This is a genomic window from Halarchaeum nitratireducens, assembly GCF_017874695.1.
In the GTDB taxonomy this organism is placed as follows: Archaea; Halobacteriota; Halobacteria; order Halobacteriales; family Halobacteriaceae; genus Halarchaeum; species Halarchaeum nitratireducens.
The window spans coordinates 1-18334 of the sequence record NZ_JAGIKY010000008.1 but is presented as its reverse complement, the minus strand read 5'-3'; the positions used below and the strand labels follow the sequence as shown (position 1 = coordinate 18334).

The window sequence follows — 18334 nt, the reverse complement described above, 5'->3', positions numbered from 1 at the left end:
CCCTACTCTCGCGTCCACTGCTCGCAGGCGTCCATGTCGTCCATGAGCTCGTCGTGGTAGCCACAGTACGGTCGGATGTCGCCGTCGTCGGTCCGGACGTAGTCGAAGTGGGTACAGCTCCCGCAGTAGCGGTCGGGACCGACGTCGGGTTCCGACTCCGACGATTCGGCCTCGCGCTCCCCGTTCGGGACGTCCCGAACGTCCGGCGTCGTCGCGCCGCCGTCGGATGTCGGCCGTGGACCGTGGTCCTCGCGCTCGACGCCGCCGAAGACGCCGACGCCGCCGAACGAGCCCGTGTCGTCGCCCGAGACCGCGGTGCGCGCGTCGAGGTCCTCGCGGGGTACCTCGACGGTCCTCGTCCGCCCGTCCTCGGTGACGGTGAGGGTGACGGTTCCGCCGGGGGCGTTTCGGGTCTTGAACGTGGCGACGGCGGTGAACAGACACCAGAAGATGACGATGAGCGCGAAGACGTAGACGAGCGCGCCGGCGAGCGCCGTCGTCGAGGGGACGGAGCCGCCGCCCGCGTACCACCGCGTCGGGTAGGCATAGCGGAGGACGAGCGTCCCGGCGACGGCGACGAGCGCGCCCGCGGCGGCCGCGACGCGGTAGAACCGACTCGCCGGCAGGACGGTGAAGACGCCGACGAAGATGGCGGGGACGCCGAGGCACCCGAGCGTCAAGCCGAGTTCGCGCGCGGCGAACTTCGCGGCCGTCGAGGGAGTCGGCCCCATCACGAGGTGGGTCGCGCCAGCGAGGATGCCGGCGACCACGAGCAGCGCGCCCGCCCCGAAGAGCGCGGTCCCCGCGTAGACGCGACGCTGGCTCGCGCCGTTGGCGTCGCGCTGATACGCGTCCGCGAGGCTGGTCATACCTCCACATACGACCCCGAGCGTAAAAACGGTACGTCAGACGCCGGTCCCCGGGCGCGCGCACCGAAAGCCCTAATCGGCGGCCCGCCGACACCTCGCGTATGGCAGACGACGACGAGGAGGCGGCGGAGCCCGCGGTCGAACTCGGTCCGGGCGCTCCCGTCGAGGGCGCGCCGATCGCGCGCGTCGCCTCGCGTTTCACGTGGGGGATCCAGCGGAGCGAGATCGTCCGCCGCGACGGCGAGACGACGATTCGGACGCCGACGGGCCCCCGGCGTCTCGCGGACGTCCTCGCGCACTGCGACGTTCCGTACTTCGAGTCGCGCCGCGAGTTCGTCGAGGCGGTGCGCAAACAGATCGGCGACGGGCCGGTGCCCGCGGGCGCGGTGGACGCGGCGGGCGACGAGACGGCGACCGACGCCGACGCGGAAAGGGACGACGGTGCGGACAGCACTGCGGACGCGGAAAGCGACGACGCCGAGGCGTAACGGCCGATCAGATCCGATCCGATCCGATCCGATCCGATTCTCGCGCCTCAACCGAGCAGGCCCGAGGCCTGCTGGAGCTGATCGCCGTACGCGATGGAGACGTAGAGCAGTCCGAACTGCGTCGCGTTGTACGCGCCGTGGACGAGCGCCGGGACGGTGAGGTTGCCGGTGTACTCGTAGAGGCCGCTGAGGACGAGCGAGATGACGAAGAGCGCGCCGATCGTGACGACCCGTCCCGTGAGCGCGCCCGAGAGCGACGTGAAGTGAACGCTGGCGAAGATGAGGCTGGCGAGCACGACCGCGGGGACGCGTCCGAAGCGCTCGCGGAGCGTCCCCTGAACGACGCCGCGGAAGAGCAACTCCTCGCCGGGTCCGACGAGGAGGAAGGAGAGCGGGACGAGGACCAACAGGACCTCGGGGTGTTCGAGACCGTAGTTCGCCACCTCGTTGCTCGCCGTCGGCGCGTTCGCCGACTGGAGGACGAGCGAGATGACGACGAGCGCACCGAGCGCGCCGAGCCAGCCCGCGACGGCGAGCCCGACCTCGCGGATCGTCGGGACGCGGAAGGTGATGAACCGACCCGGGTCCTCGCGGTAGTTCGCGTAGGCGTACGCGACCGTGCCGAACGCGACGCCCTGCAGGAGGACGACGCTGAGGACGATGGAGAGCGACGGCGTGAGCGTGAACCCGGCGAACCGGACGCCGGCGGCCGCGGCGAGCGTGAGCGCGAAGCCGAAGGCGAGGCCGCCGAGTCCGACGCCGGTCGCCAGCGCGAACGTCTTCGCCTGTGCCCCGCGATCGGGGGCTGCGGAGGGACGTGCCATTAGCGTGCGGTTGGCGCGGGGCCCACAAAGGTACTCCTCTCTGCGCACGCCCCGAGCGCGACGCGCGACGTCACCGCCCGTCCCCTCGCGGCGGCGCGTCGCCCGGGGCCCGTTCGCTCTCGTCGCGGTCGCTCCCATCGCCCTCGGCGCGATCGCTCCCGTCGTCCTCGTCGTCGCCCACGCGATCGCGGAGGGCGTCGACTTCGCGTTCGAGCTCTTCGAGACGCTCGTCGCGCCGCGAGGAGCGCGCGAACAGATAGCCGCCGCCACCGAGCAGGAGGAGCGTCGGGATGCCGAAGACGCAGGCGGCGATGAGGAGGATCACGAGCAGTTCTATCCCGCCGGGGAACCCGCCGAGGAAGGCCGGCGCGGGCGGAGCGAGCGCGTGGAGGGCGTTCATACACGTCCGTAGCGCGCCGTCCGTTGTAAGTCTTCTACGCCCAATCGTCCAGTCCGGTCTGGAGGCCGGCGACCATCGTCGACTTCCGGCGGAGCGCCGCGAGGCTCACGGGGAGGTGCTCGGCGAGGTCTCGAACCGCGCCGTGGAGCGTCTCGGCGTCGGCGGCCTCGCGCTCGAAGGCGTGCCGGACGCTCTCTCTGACCTGCCAGACGCCGACGGGCGCCCAGTAGTCGTCGCTCACTTCGCGGAGGACGAGCGCCTTCGCCTGCCGGCCCCGCTCCGCTAAGTGTTCGAGGACGCCGAGCCGGGCGGCGTAGTACGCGCCCGCCGTCTCCTCGACGTAGCCCGAGCGCCCCTCGTATCCCTCGCTCGCGGCCGCCATCCAGACGTCCCCCGAGGGATCGGGGTTCCAGACGCTCCCCGGAGACTTCATCTCGACGAGCTCGAACTCCCAGCTCCCGGGCGCGAGCACGACCCAGTAGCGATTCCCCATGTACTCGTTCAATCGCACCTCGACGCCGTCGACGCTCGGCGCGTCGCGGATCTGCCCGCGGAGGTATTGCCCGACGGTGTCGTCGACGGCCGTGATCGACCAGCGCGTCGGGACCAGTCTCCTGTTCTCGCCCTGTCCGAGCGCGCCGACGGAGAGCACGCGGTTGACGTCGTAGACGTCGAGACCGTGCTCGTAGAGGTAGACCATCGCGCCCTGCGCGCGCCAGTCGTCGTCCTCAAGGGTCTTCTCGACCGCGCGCGGGACGTGAGGGTTCTCGGTCAGGTCGGCCGATTCGACGGACGCGTTCGGCCCGCTCGGCGCGTTCGCCGTCGGCTGGGCGTACTGGTCGGGATCGAAGTCGGGCGTCGAGGCGAGGCCGATCTCGACGTCCACCGGCCGGTCCGCGATGGCGACCTCGCGTTGCGTGCCGACGAAGCCGTCCCAGACGTCCTCGACGTTCACGTCCGCCGAGCGTCGGGAGTTCAGTAACCCGGTCCGGTACTGGAGGACGTTGTCGATGCCGAGGCCGCGCTCGTACCACGCACCGCTCGTCGCGTAGTCGTCCGCGTCGGCCCCCGACTCCTCGGCGACGGGCGAGAGGATACCGGCGGAGACGTTCGGGTACGACGAGCGGCCGACGAAGACCGAGGGGGCGGTCGCCCCGTAGAGCGAGTCGCCCTGTTTGACGGCCTCGAAGGAGGCGCGCGCGTCGTCGAGGTAGTCCGTGATCGCGTAGGACTTCTCCTCGGCGAGTTTCCGCCGCTCGTACTCCTCGTCGGGCTTCAGTCCCTCGACGTAGTCGTCAAGCCGCATCGCGACGGGGTTGGGCCGCGGCGGGCTTAAGCCCACGGCCCGCACGCGACTGTCGGATTGGATCTACGTGGCGACATACGGGACAATATACACAGATCGTACGGTAATTGGGGGAATACTACGCTAGTACGCCATGTGAACGATCAAATTACCGGACGTACAGCCGATAGTTATTAGTGGGTGTGGCACACAGTACGTCGTGAAGGACGATGGCTACGATCGCACACCTCGCGACGCAACTCCTGTCCGATCCGACGGATCACGACTTCGAATGTCGGCTCTGCGGGCAGGCGTACGAAGCGCCGCGGGAGAACTGCCCGGCCTGCGGGAGCCTCGACATCGAGGCCCGTTGAGACACTCATGGAGTCGAACGAGACACACACCGACAGAACCGCACACCGACCGATGCCATATCGACCATCGACTCCCACGTATCGACGGGCCGCCCACGCGGCACCCGCACGCCGCCCACCCGCGGAGGTGAGTCGTCACTGATCAACCACGGCGGTACGACGATCACCGACGCGACGTCAGTCGGGCAGTCGGTGACCTGCGCCGGGCGCCTCGACGCGCCCTACCCTGCCATTGTTTTCCGGTTCCATGCTGCGACCCCCACGCGGGGGTCGCGTGCTCAGTCTCAGTCCGCCTTCGCCTGCCAGTCGCGGACTCGCTCGGCGCTGACGCCCTCGACGGTCTCGGCGACGCCCTCCGCGTCCGCGTCCGCGAGATCCGCGAGGTCCTTGATACCCGCCTCGGCGAGCTTCTCCTTCGTCTTCGGGCCGATCCCGTCGATCCCGTCGAGGCCCCGTCGCGCCCGGTACTCCTCGTAGTTGCAGATCGGACAGCCGAGCTCCCACGGCTCCTCGCTGCCCTCGTCGTGGACGACGAGCTCGGGGAGGTCGTGCTCCTCGCAGTACTCGTCCGTGACCTCGATCTCGCCCCGCCGCGGGAGCGGGAGCGAGTACTCGCAGTCCGGGTAGCGCGTACAGCCCACGAGGCGCGACCCCGACTGGAGCTTCCGGATGGCGAGCTCGCCGCCGTGTTCCTCGTTACACGCGGGACACGGCCCGATGATCCGGTCCTCCGTCTCCGCGGCCTCCTCCGCCGCGCAGAGCGGGCAACCGTGGACGAACGTGTTCCGCCCGGCGAGCATCTTCACCTCGTTGAGGCCGTGCTCCTCGCACTCCGCGTCGAGCACGACCGGCTCGCCCGTCGACGGGAGCGGGAGCGTGAACCGACACTCCGGGTAGCCGTCGCAACCGACGAAGTACGACCCCTGTCGGCTCCGGCGCACGAGCAGGTCGGAGCCGCACTTCGGACACGGCCCGAGGCGCTTGTCGGCCTTCAGCGACTCGCGGAGGTGTTCGCCGATCTCCTCGCGCGATTCGTCGAGCGCCTCGAAGACGCGATCCAGGATCTCGCGGGACTCCTCGGTCACCGAATCGAGGCTCGTCTCGCCCTCCGCGATCGCCGTCATGTCGGCCTCGAGTTCGGCCGTCATCTCCTCGGAGACGACGAGGTCCGCGTACTCCTCGGCGGCCTCCACGACCGCCATCGCCAGCCGCGTGGGTCGGGGCGGATCGTTCTCGATGTACCCCCGGTCGTAGAGCTTCTCGATCACGTTGTGTCTGGTCGATTTCGTCCCGATCCCCATCTCCTCCATCGTCTCGATGAGCCGCGACTGGCCGTACCGCCGGGGCGGCTGGGTCTGCTTCGCCTCGATGCGGGCGTCCGAGATGGCCAGCTCCTCGCCCTCCGTGACGTCCGGGACGTGGTTCTCGTCCGTTCCGTAGTAGGGATAGACCGCGTGATACCCCTCCTCGACGAGGCGGCGGCCGTTCGCCTTCAGACGCTCGCCGTCCGCGTCCGCCACCACGCGGAGGTGCTCCCACTCCGCAGGCTCGGCGAGCGTGGCGAAAAAGCGCCGCACGACGAGTTCGTACACCTCCCACTCGTCCTCCGAGAGGTCGCCCTTGCTCGGGAGGTCGGCCGTCGGGTGGATCGGCGGGTGGTCCGTCGTCTCCTCGTCGCCCCGCGTCGCCGTCAGCTCGTCGAGCCCTTCGAGCAGCTCGACCGACTCGGCGAAATCGCGCTGTGCGGAGAGGGCGTCCAACAGGTCGGCGGGGTCGAGGTCCTCAGGGTAGACCGTGTTGTCGGTGCGCGGGTAGGTGATGTACCCCGCGGTGTAGAGGTCCTCCGCGATGCTCATCGCGCGGCCCGCGGCGTACCCCAGCGAGCTCGCGGCGCGGATGAACTGCGTCGTGTTGAACGGCGCGGGCGGGTCGTCCGTCCGCGTGCGACGTCGGACGGACTCGACGACCGCCGTCGCCGCCTCGCGCAGGACGTCGAAGGCCGCGTCGGCGTCGTCCTCGTTCCAGACGCGCTCGGCCTCGTTGTCGTCCTCGTCGAGGTAGAAGTACTGGGCCTCGAAGCTCGCCTCGTCCTTCTCCAGGTCGGCGAACAGCTCCCAGTAGTCCTCGGGATCGAACGCCTCGATCTCCCGCTCCTTGTCGACGATGAGCTTCAGGGTCGGGGACTGGACCCGACCGACGGAGATGAAGTCGTCGCCGACCTGCCGCGCGGAGAGCGAGAGGAAGCGCGTGAGCGCCGCCCCCCAGATCAGGTCGATGATCTGTCGGGCCTCGCCCGCCGCCGCGAGGTCGAAGTCGAGGTCGTCCGGGTCCGCGAACGCCGACTTCACCTCGTTCTCCGTGATCGAGGAGAAGCGCACTCGCGAGACCGGGACGTCTTCGTTGGCCTCGCGGACGAGCTCGTAGGCCTCCTTCCCGATGAGCTCGCCCTCGCGGTCGTAGTCGGTGGCGATGATGACCGAGTCGGCCTCCCCCGCGAGGCGCTTGAGGACGTTCACGATGGACTCCTGCGTCGGCGTCTTCGTCACCGGGGCGTCCGCGAGCTCCGCCGGCTCGACGTCCCGCCAATCGCTGTACTCCGGGGGGAAATCGACGCCGACGACGTGTCCGGAGAGGCCGATGCACCGCCGGCCGCCCCACTCGTAGACGTCGACGCCCCCGCTACGCTCTGTGGACGCGCCGCCGTCGCTCAGGATGTCGGCGATGCGACGGGCGGCGTTGTCCTTCTCTGTGATGATGAGTTCCACGGTGGGTATCCCGCCCTCGCGGCGGGTCGATACTCACCGGTATGCCGGACGGGCTTCTAAACCTTTCGGGCCCGAAACGCGCGTTTTCGCGCGCCTGAGGGCGTGTACGCGCTTCCGCGTACGCCGGTGTGCGCACTCGATCGCGCGCCCGCGAGGTGATGGATACTTGGGGACGGCCGACCCAGGGGACGCCATGGCCCTCACGTTCCGCCGCTTCGGCTATCTCGGCGCGTTCCTCCTCGTCCTCGCCGCCACGTTCTTCGCCGTCTTCGGGGCACCAGCCCTCGACGGTGCCACCGGCGTCCAGCTCGCCGTCTTCGTCGTCGCGGGCGTCTTCGAACTCCTCGGCGGTGTCCCGAACCCGATCCGCGAACGCGTCGGCGCGCTCCGGCTCGTTGGGGTCGGTCACGTTTGTCTCGGCGCGTCGATGTGCCTCGGTGCGCTCACCGGTCAGGGACTGCTCTTTCGCGGCCTGTTCGCGCTCTCCGGGCTCGTCCTCGTCGCCTTCGGCGTCGACTACCTCCGCGGCGGCACCTACTTCGAGACGCCCGAAGCGTAGGCCGCCCCGGAGGCCGTGCTAGTGACGTCCCCGTCGCCGCCTGCGTGTGAACGCAGTACGAATAGTAGAGGAGCCGCGCCGGCGGCCCCGAGGCGAACCCGGCGGATCAGTAGATGAGCTCCTCGTCGTTCTCGACCATGTAGAGCGTCCGCGCGGCGATGTTCACCGCGTGGTCGCCGACGCGTTCGAGGTCGCGGACGGTGAGGAGCATCCGGGAGACGTCCTGCATGAGCGCCTCGACGTCGTCCTCGCCGTCGTCGGCGTCGAGTTCGGTCTCGATGAGGTCGCGGACGACGGTCTGGGAGGCGCGCTCGCAGAGCTGGTCGAGCTCGTCGTCGCGCGCGGCGATGTCGTAGCAGGCCTCGTCGTCGCGGGTCTCGTAGGCCGCCATCGCGTCCTCGAGCATCTCCACGGTGAGGTCGCCGATCGCGTTGATGTCGACCTCGGGGAACATGTCCTGTTGGGAGTCGAGGGTGTGCTCGCCGAGGTTGACCGCGAGGTCCCCGACGCGTTCGAGGTCGGTGATGATCTTGAACGAGGAGGCGATGAGACGGAGGTCCCCGGCGACGGGCTGTTGAAGCGCGAGCAGGTCGATGCAGTCCTGCTCCAACTCCAGGTAGAGGTCGTTGATCTCGTCGTCGCCGTCGATGACTTCCATCGCGGCTTCCTCGTCCTTTTGCTCCATCGCTTCGAGCGCGAGCCGGAGGCGGTCGATGACGACCTCGCTCATGTAGAGGACGTCCTCTTGCATGTCCGCCAGTTGCGCTTGGTAACTTTCGCGTGGCATGGCTGTGGGTGTGCGTGGGGTCTTGTAAAGCGTTCGGGGGATTACCCGAACTTACCGGTGATGTAGTCCTCGACGCGCTGACTCTGCGGGTTCTCGAAGATCTGGTCGGTGTCGCCGTACTCGACGAGCTCGCCGCCGGTGAGGAAGACGGCCGTCTGATCCGAGATACGCGCGGCCTGTTGCATGTTGTGCGTGACGATCACGACGGTGTACTCCTCGGCGAGGTCCTCGACGAGGTCCTCGATCTTCGAGGTGGCGATGGGGTCGAGGGCGGACGCCGGCTCGTCCATGAGCAGGACGTCCGGGCCGACCGCGAGCGCGCGGGCGATGCAGAGACGCTGTTGTTGCCCGCCGGAGAGCCCGAGGGCGTTGTCGTCGAGCCGGTCGTGGACCTCGTCCCAGAGCGCGGCCCCGCGGAGACAGCGCTCGACGAGCTCTTCTTCCTCGTCGCGGTCGTCGCGGCCGAGGAGGCGGGCGACGAGCCCCGTGTCGATGTCGCCGTGCTTGCGCGGCCCGTAGGAGATGTTCTCTCGGATTGACTTCGGGAAGGGGTTCGGGCTCTGGAAGACCATCCCGATGCGTTTGCGCAGCTCGACGAGGTTGACGTCGTCGTCGTAGATGTTCTCGCCGGCGAACTCAACGGTACCTTCGACGCGCGCGGCGTCGATGCGGTCGTTCATCCGATTGAGACACCGGAGGAACGTCGATTTCCCACAGCCGGAGGGGCCGATGAGAGCGGTGACTGACTTCTCCGGGATGTCCATGTCGATGGACTGGAGCGCCTGATCGTTCCCGTAGAAGACGTCGAGGTCCTCCACCGAGAGGGCGGTCTCGCCGTCGAATTCGTATTCGAGCCACTCGTCGCGGATCTGTTCTTCGGTCTCTCCGGTCGTGGTTTGCGTTTCTATCTGGCTCATTGGCGGAGTTTCTTCCTGAAGTAGATACGCGTGGTGATGCCGATGGCGTAGAAGAACATGACGACGCACAGCAGGACGAGGGCGGTCCCCCAGCCGAACTCCTGACTCGCACCGACGCCGGCGGTGATGACGGCGAAGAGCTGGTAGGGGAGCGCGGTCGCCGGGCCGAGGAGCGCGTCGTTCGTGATGAACGGCGCGGTGGCGGTGAAGTGGAACGACCCGAGTACGCTCGGCGTGGACGCGGAGAACGGTTCGCGGACGAGCACGAGCAGGATCGGTGCGGTCTCGCCGGCGATCCGACCGATACCGAGGATGATCCCGGTGAGGACGCCCGGTATCGCGGCGGGGAGGACGACGCTCCGGATCGTCTGCCACTGAGTGACACCGAGCGCGGCGCTGGCGTCGCGGTACTCGTCTGGGACGTTCTGTAGGGCCTCACGGCTCGTGATGAGGACGAGCGGGAGGAGCATGAACCCCAAGACGAGTTGCCCGGTGAGGAGCGTGACGTCGTTCTGAATACGCGGGAGGAGGAACGCGAACGCGAAGAGGCCGTAGACGATGCTCGGCGTGCTCCAGAGGCCGTTGGTCGCGGTTTCGACGATCCGCGTGAAGCGACCTTGGTCGGCGTACTCGGTGAGGTAGACGGCCGCGCCGACCGCGAGCGGGACGGCGAAGACGACCGCGCCGACGACGAGCCAGACGGTGCCGACGATCGCCGGGAAGATCCCGTTGACGTCGTACTGAAGCCCGTAGCCGTTCAGGACGAACGGGAGCTTGAACGGCCAGAGCTGGGCGCCCTTCAGCACCTGATTGAGACCGTTCTGTACCACGAAGATGATGAGGAGCGCGAGGATGGCGAGAAGCGCGACCGCGTAGGTAGAGATGAGGGCGTACGCTCCCAGCTCGCGGCCGCGCGATCCGAACCCCTTCGAGGCGTTCGTTCCGGCCCAGACACAGAGGAGACTGCCGACCATGGCGAACGCCGCGATGGCGATGGGACCGACGAAGGAAGCCGAGAACCCGTTCGGGCTCCACACCCACGACGGCCCGATGACGTCGGTGAGGACGACGAGTCCGACGACGAGTTCGAACGCGGCGACGGGGAGGGTGACGCCGAGATCCTCGGGAACGCCCAAGACGACGCCCGCAACGACGACGGCAGCGACGAGACTCGTGGGGAACCACACGGTTGCTCCCGTACCGAGCGTCTGTGAGGCCGTGAGCCCGACACCGATGAACGCGATCGCGCCGAAGGCGAGCGCGGTGAACAGGCCCGTGGAGTCGTCGGGTTCGGTGTCGACGATACCGGTCGTCGAGAAGACTCCGACGGCGCAGAGGACGGCCGCGGCGAGGAGGTGACCGATGGAGAGCAGCGTCGCGTACTCGATGCCCGCTAGCGTGTCGGTGACGCTGATCCAGCGGAAGACGATCGCCCACCCGACGACGAACGCGATGGCGCCGAAGGTGGCCGGGATGACCGCGAGCTGATCGACTGCGGAGGTCTCGGCGACGATGTTCGCACGCTCGTCCCCGTAGCTCTCGCTCATTGCTCACCCCCCAGCGTCTGTTGCATCCGACGTTCGATGGTCTGGGAGACGATGCTGAGCGCGAGCACGACGATGAAGAGGACGACGCCGGCGGCGAACAGCGCGGAGAGCTGCATCGGCCGGCCGGCCGCGACCCCGTACTGGCTGGCGATCGCGGACGTGAGGGTGATGGTGTTGCCGAACACGTCGTACAGGGGTTCAGGGAGCGTCGTGACGTTGGCGAGGATGACCGTGGCGGCCATCGTCTCGCCGAGCGCACGTCCGACCCCGAGGATGACGGCGGCGGAGATCCCGGAGATCGCCGCGGGAATGGAGACGCTCTTCGTCGTCTGCCAGTCGGTCGAGCCGAGCGCGACCGACCCGTCTTTCATCGCGTTCGGGACTGCGTTGAGCGCGTCCTCGGAGACGGAGATGACTGTCGGGAGCGCCATCACGCCGATGACGAGCCCGACGATAAACAGGCTCCCAGTCGTCGGGAGCCGGAAGAGATCCATCATGTAGGAGTTGAGGACGACGAACCCGATGAATCCGTACACGATCGAGGGGATACCGGCGAGTAGCTCGATCGCTGGCTTAACTGCTTCTCGGACTGATTTGGGTGCGATCTCACTGATGAAGACGGCCCCGGCGACGCCGAGCGGCGCGGAGACGAGCGTTGCGATGATGGTGGTGATGAGCGTGCCCCACATCATCGTCGCGAGCCCGTATCGGTTCGCGTGCACGTCCCACGTCGAACTCGTGAGGAGCGAGGCGCCCATTCGTCGGGCGACGGGCACCGCCTGGACGAACAGATAGACGGTGATCACCCCGAGGATGACGAGCGTCGAGGCCGTAGCGAGGAACGTCAACGATCGCGCCGTTTCGGCCTGATACGTGAACCAGCCGTAGAGCGCGACGGCGGCGAACACGGCGGCCGGGAAGACGACGGCGCCCGGCCGTACGATGAACGCGGCGAACGCCGCGAGAAGTGAGAGCGCACCCACCAGCCCGGCGATGCGAGCCGACCAGTCGAGCTCGGCGACCGACCGGCTAACCGCCTGCGTGGTGGATGCTCCGGACATGCTGTGCCGTGAGCGTTACTGTGGGTCCGGAAGCTTTGAAAGTTCCTCTTCCTGCCGAGAGTTGGAGAGAGTCGCGTAGCCGGCGGGGCCGACGAACTCGCCCTGCCCGTAGTCGTGCAGGAGCATGCGGAGGAACGCGGCCTCCTTGTCCGAGGTTCCCTCGTAGGTGTAGCAGTGGAGGTCACGCGCGAGCGGGTACCCCTCGTCCGAGAGGTTCTCTCCCGGCGTGTAGACGGTGCCGTCGAAGTTGAGAGCGATAGCGGGGACGTCGTTGGAGACGAACGCGAGCGCCATGTAGGCGATGGCGTTGTCGGAGTTCTTGACGGTAGTGGCGACCTGCTGATTCTCCCCCTTGCGGATGTCGACACCCGGCATCTCCGCGTCGCCGCTGCCGAGCATGTTGACGCGGAAGGAGGTGTCCGTCCCGGAACCGACGGCGCGGCCGACGGCCTGAATCTCCTTGTCGTCGCCCGTGTAGCCCTCGACCTCGGACCAGTTCGTGATTTCGCCCCTGTAGATACCTCGAACGGTGTCGGCGTCGAGCTGCTGGACGCCGTTGTCGTAGACGTACTTCGAGACGACGATGGGCTGGGCGTCGACGCCGACGACGTGGTTGACGAACTTGTCGAAGTCGACGTCCTCGAGCTCCGCTTGGACGTTGGCGGACGCGTCACCGATGTCGACTTGACCGTTCATGACTTTCGTGAGGCCCACCCCGGAGTGGCTGAGACCGATGGATATTTTGAACGGCGGGTCGCCGCTCTCGTTGGTCTCGAAGCCGTACATGCCCGCCCAGTAGTCCGCCATCGCCTGATCCGTGCTGATGTCGTAGTCCTCGTACGGCCAGTACTCCGTGTCGGAGGCGGGCGGGTTGTAGTTCCAGATGGAGGCCGCCTTGTTCGTGATCGGGTAGACCGTCGAAGACCCATCCGCCGTCAACGGACCCGTGTCGGCCGACCCGGAACTAGACGTGCTGGTCGATTCCATCGTGCCCGTCGACGTGCTAGTCTCCCCGGAGGACCCCCCGCCGTTGCCCCCACAGCCGGCGAGGGCGGCGGCGCCCGTGACGCCGATGCCGCCGAGAACTTTCCGTCGCGAGACGCGCTTCCCGAAGCGTTTGAACTGCTTCGTCATCATCTGTGGGAACTCCATCCCCAAATAAATACTCTACTATTGTCTCTATATAGTTCTTGATAGCAGTCGGTAGATATCCGTGTCTTACCCGGGGTGTCATCGACCGCCTGGATCGCGCCTTGGGCCTTCAACGGGTCGTTTTCGGGCCGATAGGCGCACAGTCTCGACTCGCCGATTGGTGGGTATATAGATACGCGTGGATTTATGGTTGCGTGTGCCTGACCCACGGGTATGGAACGCCGCAAGGTGCAAGTCACCGGTGGCTCGACGTTCACCGTCTCGATCCCGAAGGACTGGGCCCGCGACCACGACGTCAGCGCCGGCGACGAGATCGCCTTCCACCCGGACAGCGGGTCGCTGCTGCTCTCGCCCGTGAGCGACGACGAGACGCAACGCGGGACGTTCGACATCACCGGGATGGAGGGCGACGCGCTCACGCGCACGGTGATGACGATGTACGTCAGCGGCTTCGACATCCTCGTCCTCGAGGCGAGTCGTATCACCCCCGATCAGCGTCGGACCGTTCGGAACGCCACGCAGGGGCTCGTGGGCCTCGAAGTCCTCGAAGAGACGAGCGATCGGATCGTCGTGCAGGACCTCCTCGATTCGAGCGAGCTCTCCGTGCACAACGCCGTCCGCCGGATGCGGCTCATCGCGCTCTCCATGCTCGACGACGCCGTCACCGCCCTCTGCGAGAACGACCACGACATGGCCGAGGACGTCATCGAGCGCGACGACGACGTCGATCGACTCTGGTTCGTCGTCTCGCGCATCTTCCGGGGGTCCCTGCGCTCGCCGCGCACCGCCCAGGAGCTCGGCGTCACGCGCGAGACGTGTTTCGACTACCACTCCAGCGCCCGCCAGCTGGAGCGCATCGGCGATCACGCGGCGAAGATCGCCAACGTCGCCCTCGAACTCGAAGAGCCCGTGCCGGCGGACACCGCCGAGGCCCTCGGCGACCTCCACGGGGACGCCGCGGACATCGTCGATACGGCCATGGAGGCGCTGTTCGCGGAGGAGCGCGACGACGCGACCGAGCTCGCCAACCGCACCCGCGAGTCCGTCCTCGGGATCGACGAGCACGCGCGCGCCCTCGACGACCTCCTGCGCGACCTCGAACCCCACGAGGCCCAACACCTCGGGCTCGTCGTCGACTCGCTCTCACGGTGCGCGGACTACGGCGGGAACGTCGCCGAGACCGCGCTGCAGAAGGCCGCGCCCGCGCCCGACCTCTGAGTCCCGGCCGTCCGAGCCTCAGTCGTCAGTCGCGGTGACCGGGCCGTCGGCGTCGGCGTCGACGTCGGCGGCGTCGGTCTCGATACTCGGCGGGTATTTGCCGCGCTCGATCTTCAGATCGGAGAGCGGACGCGCCATGCAAGTGAGACAGTAGTCCTCGGCCTCCGCCTCGCTGAGACCGCGCGCGGCCGGCTGGGCGACCTCGCCCTCGACGATCTCGGCCGAGCAGGCCAGACACATCCCGACGCGACAGGAGTACTCCTGTGCGATCCCCTCGCGGAGGCAGGCCTTCAGGATCGTCTCGGTCTCCGAGACCTCGATGGTCTCGTCGCGCCCGACGAACTCGACGGTGTGGTCGGTCATGGAACGCGCTTGGACGAGCGCCGGTAAAACTCTTTATCGCGCCGTGTCGCCGCGCCGGCGACGGATTCGCGTCCAGAACGTCCGTAAAGAGTTTTCACGGCCCGTCACAATCACCGCGGTATGACTACCCACGAGTTCGACTTCGTCGTCGTCGGCGCCGGCACGTCCGGGTGCTACGCCGCCGCGACCGCCGCGAAGGCGGGCTACGACGTCGTCGTCGTCGAACGGAAGGACGCCGCGGAAGCGGGCCACATCGCTTGCGGGGACGCGCTGAAGGGCGCGGCGAACTTCCCGGACGCCATCCCCAAGTCCGAACTCGAACCGGCGTTCACCAACACCGGCGTCGACCACGGACGCTTCGAGATCCCACAAGAGGACACCGTCCTCGACATCCCGATCCCCGGCGAACTCGCCGTCATCGACCGCTGGAAGTACGGTCAGCGGATCATCGAGAGCGCGAGCGAGGCCGGCGTCGAGTTCCACTACGACACGGTCGTTCAGGACGTCGAGCAGGACCGCTCGGGCCGCGTCACCGGCGTGAGGGCTACCCGGAAGGGCGACGCGGTCACGTACGACGCGGCGTTCGTCGTCGACGCCGCCGGCTCGCTCTCGCTCCTCCAGGACGCGGTCGACTTCAGCGAGTCGACCTTCGACACGAACGTCGACTACTCGCAGTTCTGCTCCGCCTACCGCGAGATCGTCGAAGTCCCCGAGCCGGTCGAGTGGGACGACGCCCTCGTGTTCAAGCCGACCGAGCGCGCCGCCGGCTACCTCTGGTACTTCCCGCGCACGGACACGGAGATCAACGCCGGCCTCGGCTTCCAGATGAACGAGGAGCCGATGCACCTCGTCGAGGATCTCAAACGCGACCTGCAGACCCGCTCGGAGTTCGCGGGCGCCGAAGTGAAGGACAAACTCGGCGCGGCGCTCCCGACCCGACGCCCGTACGACTCCGCGACCCACCCCGGCTACCTCGCGGTCGGTGACGCCGCCGGCCACGTCAACCCCACGACGGGCGGCGGGATCGCCGGCGCCGCGTACGCCGGGACGTACGCCGCCGAGGCCGCCATCGACGCCCTCGAAGACGGCGTCCACGACGAGGCCGCCCTCTGGTCGTACAACGAGCGCGTCATGGACCACTTCGGCGCGCGCTACGCCGCCCTCGACGTCTACAACGTCCTCTCGACGGCCGTCGACGTCGACGACCTGATGAGCCTGCTCGCCAGCCTGCCCGGCGAACAGCTCAGCGAAGCGCTCTACGCCGGCACGTCGAGCTTCGGCGTCGGCCTCGCCGCGAAGGTCGCCGCGAAGAGCTTCGGCCACTGGGGACAGATCTACCAGATGTACCGGACGAAGCGCGTCGCCGACCGCCTCCTCGATCACTACGAGTCGTACCCGTCGAGCCCGGACGGCCTCGATCGCTGGCAGGCGCGCCGCGACGACATCATGGACGACGTCTACGAGGTCACGGGCGCGGACGCGAAGTACTGAGAGCCGCGCGGGACGCGGGGCCGGTCGCGGGCTCGCCCGGCCGGTTTCGTGTCGTTCCGAGGCTATTTATCCGCCCGACACACAGACGTGAGTCGTGAGTCACACGAACGACGACGAGACCACCGAGGACGTCGAGGCGGAACTCGACATGGCGGGCTCGTCCGGGCCCGACTTGGAGTTCCACGGCGGGGCCGCGGCGAGCGCGATCCCGCTCGGGGTCTTCGTCCTGTGGGCGGTTGTACAGAGCGGCCTGTTCGGGATCGGCGACACGACCGGGCTCGTGATCGGGATGCTGGTCGCGCTCGTCATCGGACTGTTCTTCGCCAAGGGCGACTGGTCGGCGTACGCGAACGCGATCTTCGAGGGGATGACCCAGCGCGTGGCCGCGACCGCGATCGTCGCGTGGCTCTGGGCGGGGATGTTCGCCCAGCTCCTCCAGGACGGCGGGTTCGTCACGGGCCTCGTTTGGGTCGCCCAGTCGCTTCCGGTGTCGCAGGCGACGCTGCTCGCCATCCTCCCGGCCGTGACGTTCATCCTCGCGGCGCTGCTCGCCACGGGGATCGGGACGGGCTACGGGACCGCCGTGACGTTCGTCACGACGTTCTTCCCGGCGACGGTGCTGCTCGGCGCGAACCCCGTCCTCATGTTCGGCGCGATCCTCTCCGGGGCGGCGTTCGGCGACAACCTCGCGCCCGTCAGCGACACGACGATCGTGAGCGCGGTGACGCAGGACGCCGACATCGGCGGCGTCGTCGCCTCGCGCTTCAAGTACGCGGTGACGGCGGCCGCGCTCGCGTTCGTCGCCTACCTGATCGCGGGCGCGACGATGTCCACGGGCGCGGGGAACGGCGCGCTCCCGAGCGGGAACCCGGTCGGGCTCGTCCACCTCGTCTCGATGGGCGTCGTCATCTACACCGCCGTCCGCGGCCGACACATCGTTGAGGCGATCACGTGGGGCATCCTCACCGCGATCGTCGCCAACCTGCTTCTCGGTCTCGAATCGCTCAACGGGATGCTCTCCTTCGTCGCGCCCGCGAACGCGCCGTTCGCGGAGGCATTCACGTGGCTCCCGATCCTCTCGATGGCGGGCCCCGACACCGCGTCGGGCGTCGGGGGTAGCCTCTACGTCGGCGCGTCGGGCTTCTTCCCGCTCATCGTCCTCACGCTCCTCATCGTCGCCGGGGCGCGGATCATGATCCGCGGCGGCGCGTTCGAGGCGATCCAGGACTTCCTGCTCTCGACGGCCGCGACCTCGGTGCGGCGCGCGGAGACGACGCTCGTCCTCGGGACAGCGCTCGTCAACGCCGCCATCACGATCAACACCGCGGCCGAGATCGCCATCTCCCCGTACGTCGCGCGCGTCGGCGAGTCGTTCAACATCAACGGCTACCGGCGGGCGAACATCCTCGACGCGAACACGTCCGCGCTCGGCTACATCTTCCCGTGGGCGGGCGGCGTCCTCGCCGGCTACTCGCAGATGCCGGCGCTCGTCGAGCAGTACGGCCCCGAGATGATCGTCAGCCCCGTGAACGTGGTGCCGTTCGTCTTCCACGGCTGGTTCCTTTTCGCGGTGTTCCTCGTCGCCGCGCTCACCGGGTTCGGCCTGGAGTACGTGCCGGACCGCGAGTCCGAGGAGGTGAGTCGCGTATGAACTGGACGAAGCTGACCGCCGGCTGGTCGTTCCGCACGAGCACGCCGAGCTTCGAGGAGGGCGACGAGTTCGTGGTGTTCGTCACGGACACCGACGACGGCGTGCGCGCCCGCGTCGGCGACACCGTGTTGACCGTGCACGGCGCGCCCGACGGAGCGCGCGAGGGAACGAAGATCGCGGTACGCGTCAGCGACTTCGACGACGCGGCCCACACGGGCGACGTCGAGTACCTGCGGACCGTCGGCGAATCGGCGTACTGAGGCGGCGGCGAGCGCCCGACGCCGGCCGTTTTTTCGATATGACGGAGAGAAGAACTTACGGAGACTCAAGGAGAAAGCCCCGTCCTTCAGGGCGGGGATGAATCCGACAGCGCCCCTACAATCCACCGCCGAGAGCAGGGCAGGATATTCCACGTCTAAACCATACGTTCAAGTAGGTTTGACTACATAGGTTACGTATGGCGAAAAAGGTCGTCACCCGCACCTACACTGCTTCCATCAGGAATCAGCCACAGGTGTCTGACGACCTTGATTCGCTCGGGTTCTCAGCCTCGAAACTCTGGAACGTCGGACGGTGGGTCTGC

Annotated in this window: 18 protein-coding genes; 7 read left to right on the top strand and 11 right to left on the bottom strand. The window is 67.9% G+C overall.

What is annotated here, in order from left to right; all coding sequences use genetic code 11:
* Window positions 1–2: 2 nt before the first annotated feature.
* The gene (locus J2754_RS08890; protein ID WP_188877886.1) at window positions 3–869 is read right to left on the bottom strand and encodes a cell division protein CdpA domain-containing protein; all 867 of its coding nucleotides are present in this window, start codon (window positions 867–869) and stop codon (window positions 3–5) included.
* A gap of 101 nt (window positions 870–970) precedes the next feature.
* Between J2754_RS08890 and J2754_RS08885 the strand changes: the two genes are divergently transcribed.
* Entirely contained in the window at window positions 971–1357 is a 387-nt protein-coding gene (locus tag J2754_RS08885; protein WP_425350985.1) for a DUF5789 family protein, read from the top strand.
* Window positions 1358–1404: 47 nt separating this feature from the next.
* Here J2754_RS08885 and J2754_RS08880 read toward each other — a convergent pair whose 3' ends face one another.
* The 3 genes from J2754_RS08880 to nreA form a co-directional block, all read right to left on the bottom strand.
* Complete coding sequence (locus J2754_RS08880; protein WP_211087219.1) at window positions 1405–2181, bottom strand: CPBP family intramembrane glutamic endopeptidase; 777 nt, start codon at window positions 2179–2181, stop codon at window positions 1405–1407.
* 70 nt (window positions 2182–2251) lie between these two features.
* On the bottom strand, window positions 2252–2581 hold the full coding sequence (locus tag J2754_RS08875) for a hypothetical protein (RefSeq protein ID WP_211087218.1): 330 nt from the start codon (window positions 2579–2581) through the stop codon (window positions 2252–2254).
* Between the two features lie 34 nt (window positions 2582–2615).
* Window positions 2616–3887: a DNA repair protein NreA gene (gene nreA, locus J2754_RS08870; protein ID WP_188877890.1), complete on the bottom strand. Its 1272-nt coding sequence runs from the start codon at window positions 3885–3887 to the stop codon at window positions 2616–2618.
* Window positions 3888–4096: 209 nt separating this feature from the next.
* On the opposite strand from nreA, the gene J2754_RS08865 reads away from it, so the two are divergent.
* Window positions 4097–4240 carry a PhlB family protein gene (locus J2754_RS08865; protein ID WP_211087217.1) on the top strand — a complete coding sequence of 48 codons (144 nt, stop codon included), beginning with the start codon at window positions 4097–4099 and terminating at the stop codon, window positions 4238–4240.
* Between the two features lie 284 nt (window positions 4241–4524).
* Here the strand turns inward: J2754_RS08865 and J2754_RS08860 are convergent, their stop codons facing one another.
* Complete coding sequence (locus J2754_RS08860; RefSeq protein WP_211087216.1) at window positions 4525–7005, bottom strand: DNA topoisomerase I; 2481 nt, start codon at window positions 7003–7005, stop codon at window positions 4525–4527.
* Window positions 7006–7198: 193 nt separating this feature from the next.
* Here J2754_RS08860 and J2754_RS08855 point away from each other — a divergent pair, with 193 nt between their 5' ends.
* Window positions 7199–7564: a DUF7994 family protein gene (locus J2754_RS08855; protein WP_211087215.1), complete on the top strand. Its 366-nt coding sequence runs from the start codon at window positions 7199–7201 to the stop codon at window positions 7562–7564.
* A gap of 106 nt (window positions 7565–7670) precedes the next feature.
* On the opposite strand, the gene phoU is transcribed toward J2754_RS08855, so the two are convergent.
* Genes phoU through J2754_RS08830 form a run of 5 tightly spaced genes read right to left on the bottom strand, consistent with a single transcriptional unit; the run spans window position 7671 to window position 13010 of the window.
* Window positions 7671–8351, bottom strand: coding sequence for a phosphate signaling complex protein PhoU (phoU, locus tag J2754_RS08850; RefSeq protein ID WP_188877895.1), 681 nt, complete (start codon window positions 8349–8351; stop codon window positions 7671–7673).
* A gap of 41 nt (window positions 8352–8392) precedes the next feature.
* Window positions 8393–9268, bottom strand: a complete 876-nt coding sequence (pstB, locus tag J2754_RS08845) for a phosphate ABC transporter ATP-binding protein PstB (protein ID WP_188877896.1) — start codon at window positions 9266–9268, stop codon at window positions 8393–8395.
* Window positions 9265–10815 (bottom strand): phosphate ABC transporter permease PstA, encoded by a 1551-nt coding sequence (gene pstA / locus J2754_RS08840; protein ID WP_211087214.1) that lies wholly within the window; start codon window positions 10813–10815, stop codon window positions 9265–9267. The genes pstB and pstA overlap by 4 nt, the downstream gene beginning before the upstream one ends.
* Window positions 10812–11876: a phosphate ABC transporter permease subunit PstC gene (gene pstC, locus J2754_RS08835; RefSeq protein WP_211087213.1), complete on the bottom strand. Its 1065-nt coding sequence runs from the start codon at window positions 11874–11876 to the stop codon at window positions 10812–10814. Before pstC ends, pstA begins: the two co-directional genes overlap by 4 nt.
* A gap of 15 nt (window positions 11877–11891) precedes the next feature.
* Window positions 11892–13010 (bottom strand): PstS family phosphate ABC transporter substrate-binding protein, encoded by a 1119-nt coding sequence (locus J2754_RS08830; protein ID WP_211087212.1) that lies wholly within the window; start codon window positions 13008–13010, stop codon window positions 11892–11894.
* Between the two features lie 231 nt (window positions 13011–13241).
* On the opposite strand from J2754_RS08830, the gene J2754_RS08825 reads away from it, so the two are divergent.
* Window positions 13242–14246, top strand: coding sequence for a phosphate signaling complex PhoU family protein (locus J2754_RS08825; RefSeq protein WP_211087211.1), 1005 nt, complete (start codon window positions 13242–13244; stop codon window positions 14244–14246).
* Between the two features lie 18 nt (window positions 14247–14264).
* Here the strand turns inward: J2754_RS08825 and J2754_RS08820 are convergent, their stop codons facing one another.
* Window positions 14265–14609: a 2Fe-2S iron-sulfur cluster-binding protein gene (locus tag J2754_RS08820; protein WP_211087210.1), complete on the bottom strand. Its 345-nt coding sequence runs from the start codon at window positions 14607–14609 to the stop codon at window positions 14265–14267.
* Between the two features lie 120 nt (window positions 14610–14729).
* Here J2754_RS08820 and J2754_RS08815 point away from each other — a divergent pair, with 120 nt between their 5' ends.
* The 3 genes from J2754_RS08815 (at window position 14730) to J2754_RS08805 (ending at window position 18011) form a co-directional block, all read left to right on the top strand.
* Window positions 14730–16100 carry a geranylgeranyl reductase family protein gene (locus J2754_RS08815; protein WP_211087209.1) on the top strand — a complete coding sequence of 457 codons (1371 nt, stop codon included), beginning with the start codon at window positions 14730–14732 and terminating at the stop codon, window positions 16098–16100.
* A 148-nt stretch (window positions 16101–16248) separates the two neighbouring features.
* Complete coding sequence (locus J2754_RS08810; protein WP_188877938.1) at window positions 16249–17751, top strand: Na+/H+ antiporter NhaC family protein; 1503 nt, start codon at window positions 16249–16251, stop codon at window positions 17749–17751.
* A complete protein-coding gene (locus J2754_RS08805; RefSeq protein WP_188877904.1) occupies window positions 17748–18011 on the top strand; it encodes a DUF7513 family protein in 264 nt (87 codons plus the stop codon). Before J2754_RS08810 ends, J2754_RS08805 begins: the two co-directional genes overlap by 4 nt.
* The last annotated feature ends 323 nt before the right edge of the window (window positions 18012–18334 follow it).

What these genes read in the sequence shown, in the direction of transcription:
- J2754_RS08890 (WP_188877886.1), bottom strand. Translation starts at nt 869, where the DNA reads ATGACCAGCCTCGCGGACGCGTATCAGCGCGACGCCAACGGCGCGAGC.
- J2754_RS08885 (WP_425350985.1), top strand. Translation starts at nt 971, where the DNA reads ATGGCAGACGACGACGAGGAGGCGGCGGAGCCCGCGGTCGAACTCGGT.
- J2754_RS08880 (WP_211087219.1), bottom strand. Translation starts at nt 2,181, where the DNA reads ATGGCACGTCCCTCCGCAGCCCCCGATCGCGGGGCACAGGCGAAGACG.
- J2754_RS08875 (WP_211087218.1), bottom strand. Translation starts at nt 2,581, where the DNA reads ATGAACGCCCTCCACGCGCTCGCTCCGCCCGCGCCGGCCTTCCTCGGC.
- nreA (WP_188877890.1), bottom strand. Translation starts at nt 3,887, where the DNA reads ATGCGGCTTGACGACTACGTCGAGGGACTGAAGCCCGACGAGGAGTAC.
- J2754_RS08865 (WP_211087217.1), top strand. Translation starts at nt 4,097, where the DNA reads ATGGCTACGATCGCACACCTCGCGACGCAACTCCTGTCCGATCCGACG.
- J2754_RS08855 (WP_211087215.1), top strand. Translation starts at nt 7,199, where the DNA reads ATGGCCCTCACGTTCCGCCGCTTCGGCTATCTCGGCGCGTTCCTCCTC.
- phoU (WP_188877895.1), bottom strand. Translation starts at nt 8,351, where the DNA reads ATGCCACGCGAAAGTTACCAAGCGCAACTGGCGGACATGCAAGAGGAC.
- pstB (WP_188877896.1), bottom strand. Translation starts at nt 9,268, where the DNA reads ATGAGCCAGATAGAAACGCAAACCACGACCGGAGAGACCGAAGAACAG.
- pstA (WP_211087214.1), bottom strand. Translation starts at nt 10,815, where the DNA reads ATGAGCGAGAGCTACGGGGACGAGCGTGCGAACATCGTCGCCGAGACC.
- pstC (WP_211087213.1), bottom strand. Translation starts at nt 11,876, where the DNA reads ATGTCCGGAGCATCCACCACGCAGGCGGTTAGCCGGTCGGTCGCCGAG.
- J2754_RS08830 (WP_211087212.1), bottom strand. Translation starts at nt 13,010, where the DNA reads ATGACGAAGCAGTTCAAACGCTTCGGGAAGCGCGTCTCGCGACGGAAA.
- J2754_RS08825 (WP_211087211.1), top strand. Translation starts at nt 13,242, where the DNA reads ATGGAACGCCGCAAGGTGCAAGTCACCGGTGGCTCGACGTTCACCGTC.
- J2754_RS08820 (WP_211087210.1), bottom strand. Translation starts at nt 14,609, where the DNA reads ATGACCGACCACACCGTCGAGTTCGTCGGGCGCGACGAGACCATCGAG.
- J2754_RS08815 (WP_211087209.1), top strand. Translation starts at nt 14,730, where the DNA reads ATGACTACCCACGAGTTCGACTTCGTCGTCGTCGGCGCCGGCACGTCC.
- J2754_RS08810 (WP_188877938.1), top strand. Translation starts at nt 16,249, where the DNA reads ATGGCGGGCTCGTCCGGGCCCGACTTGGAGTTCCACGGCGGGGCCGCG.
- J2754_RS08805 (WP_188877904.1), top strand. Translation starts at nt 17,748, where the DNA reads ATGAACTGGACGAAGCTGACCGCCGGCTGGTCGTTCCGCACGAGCACG.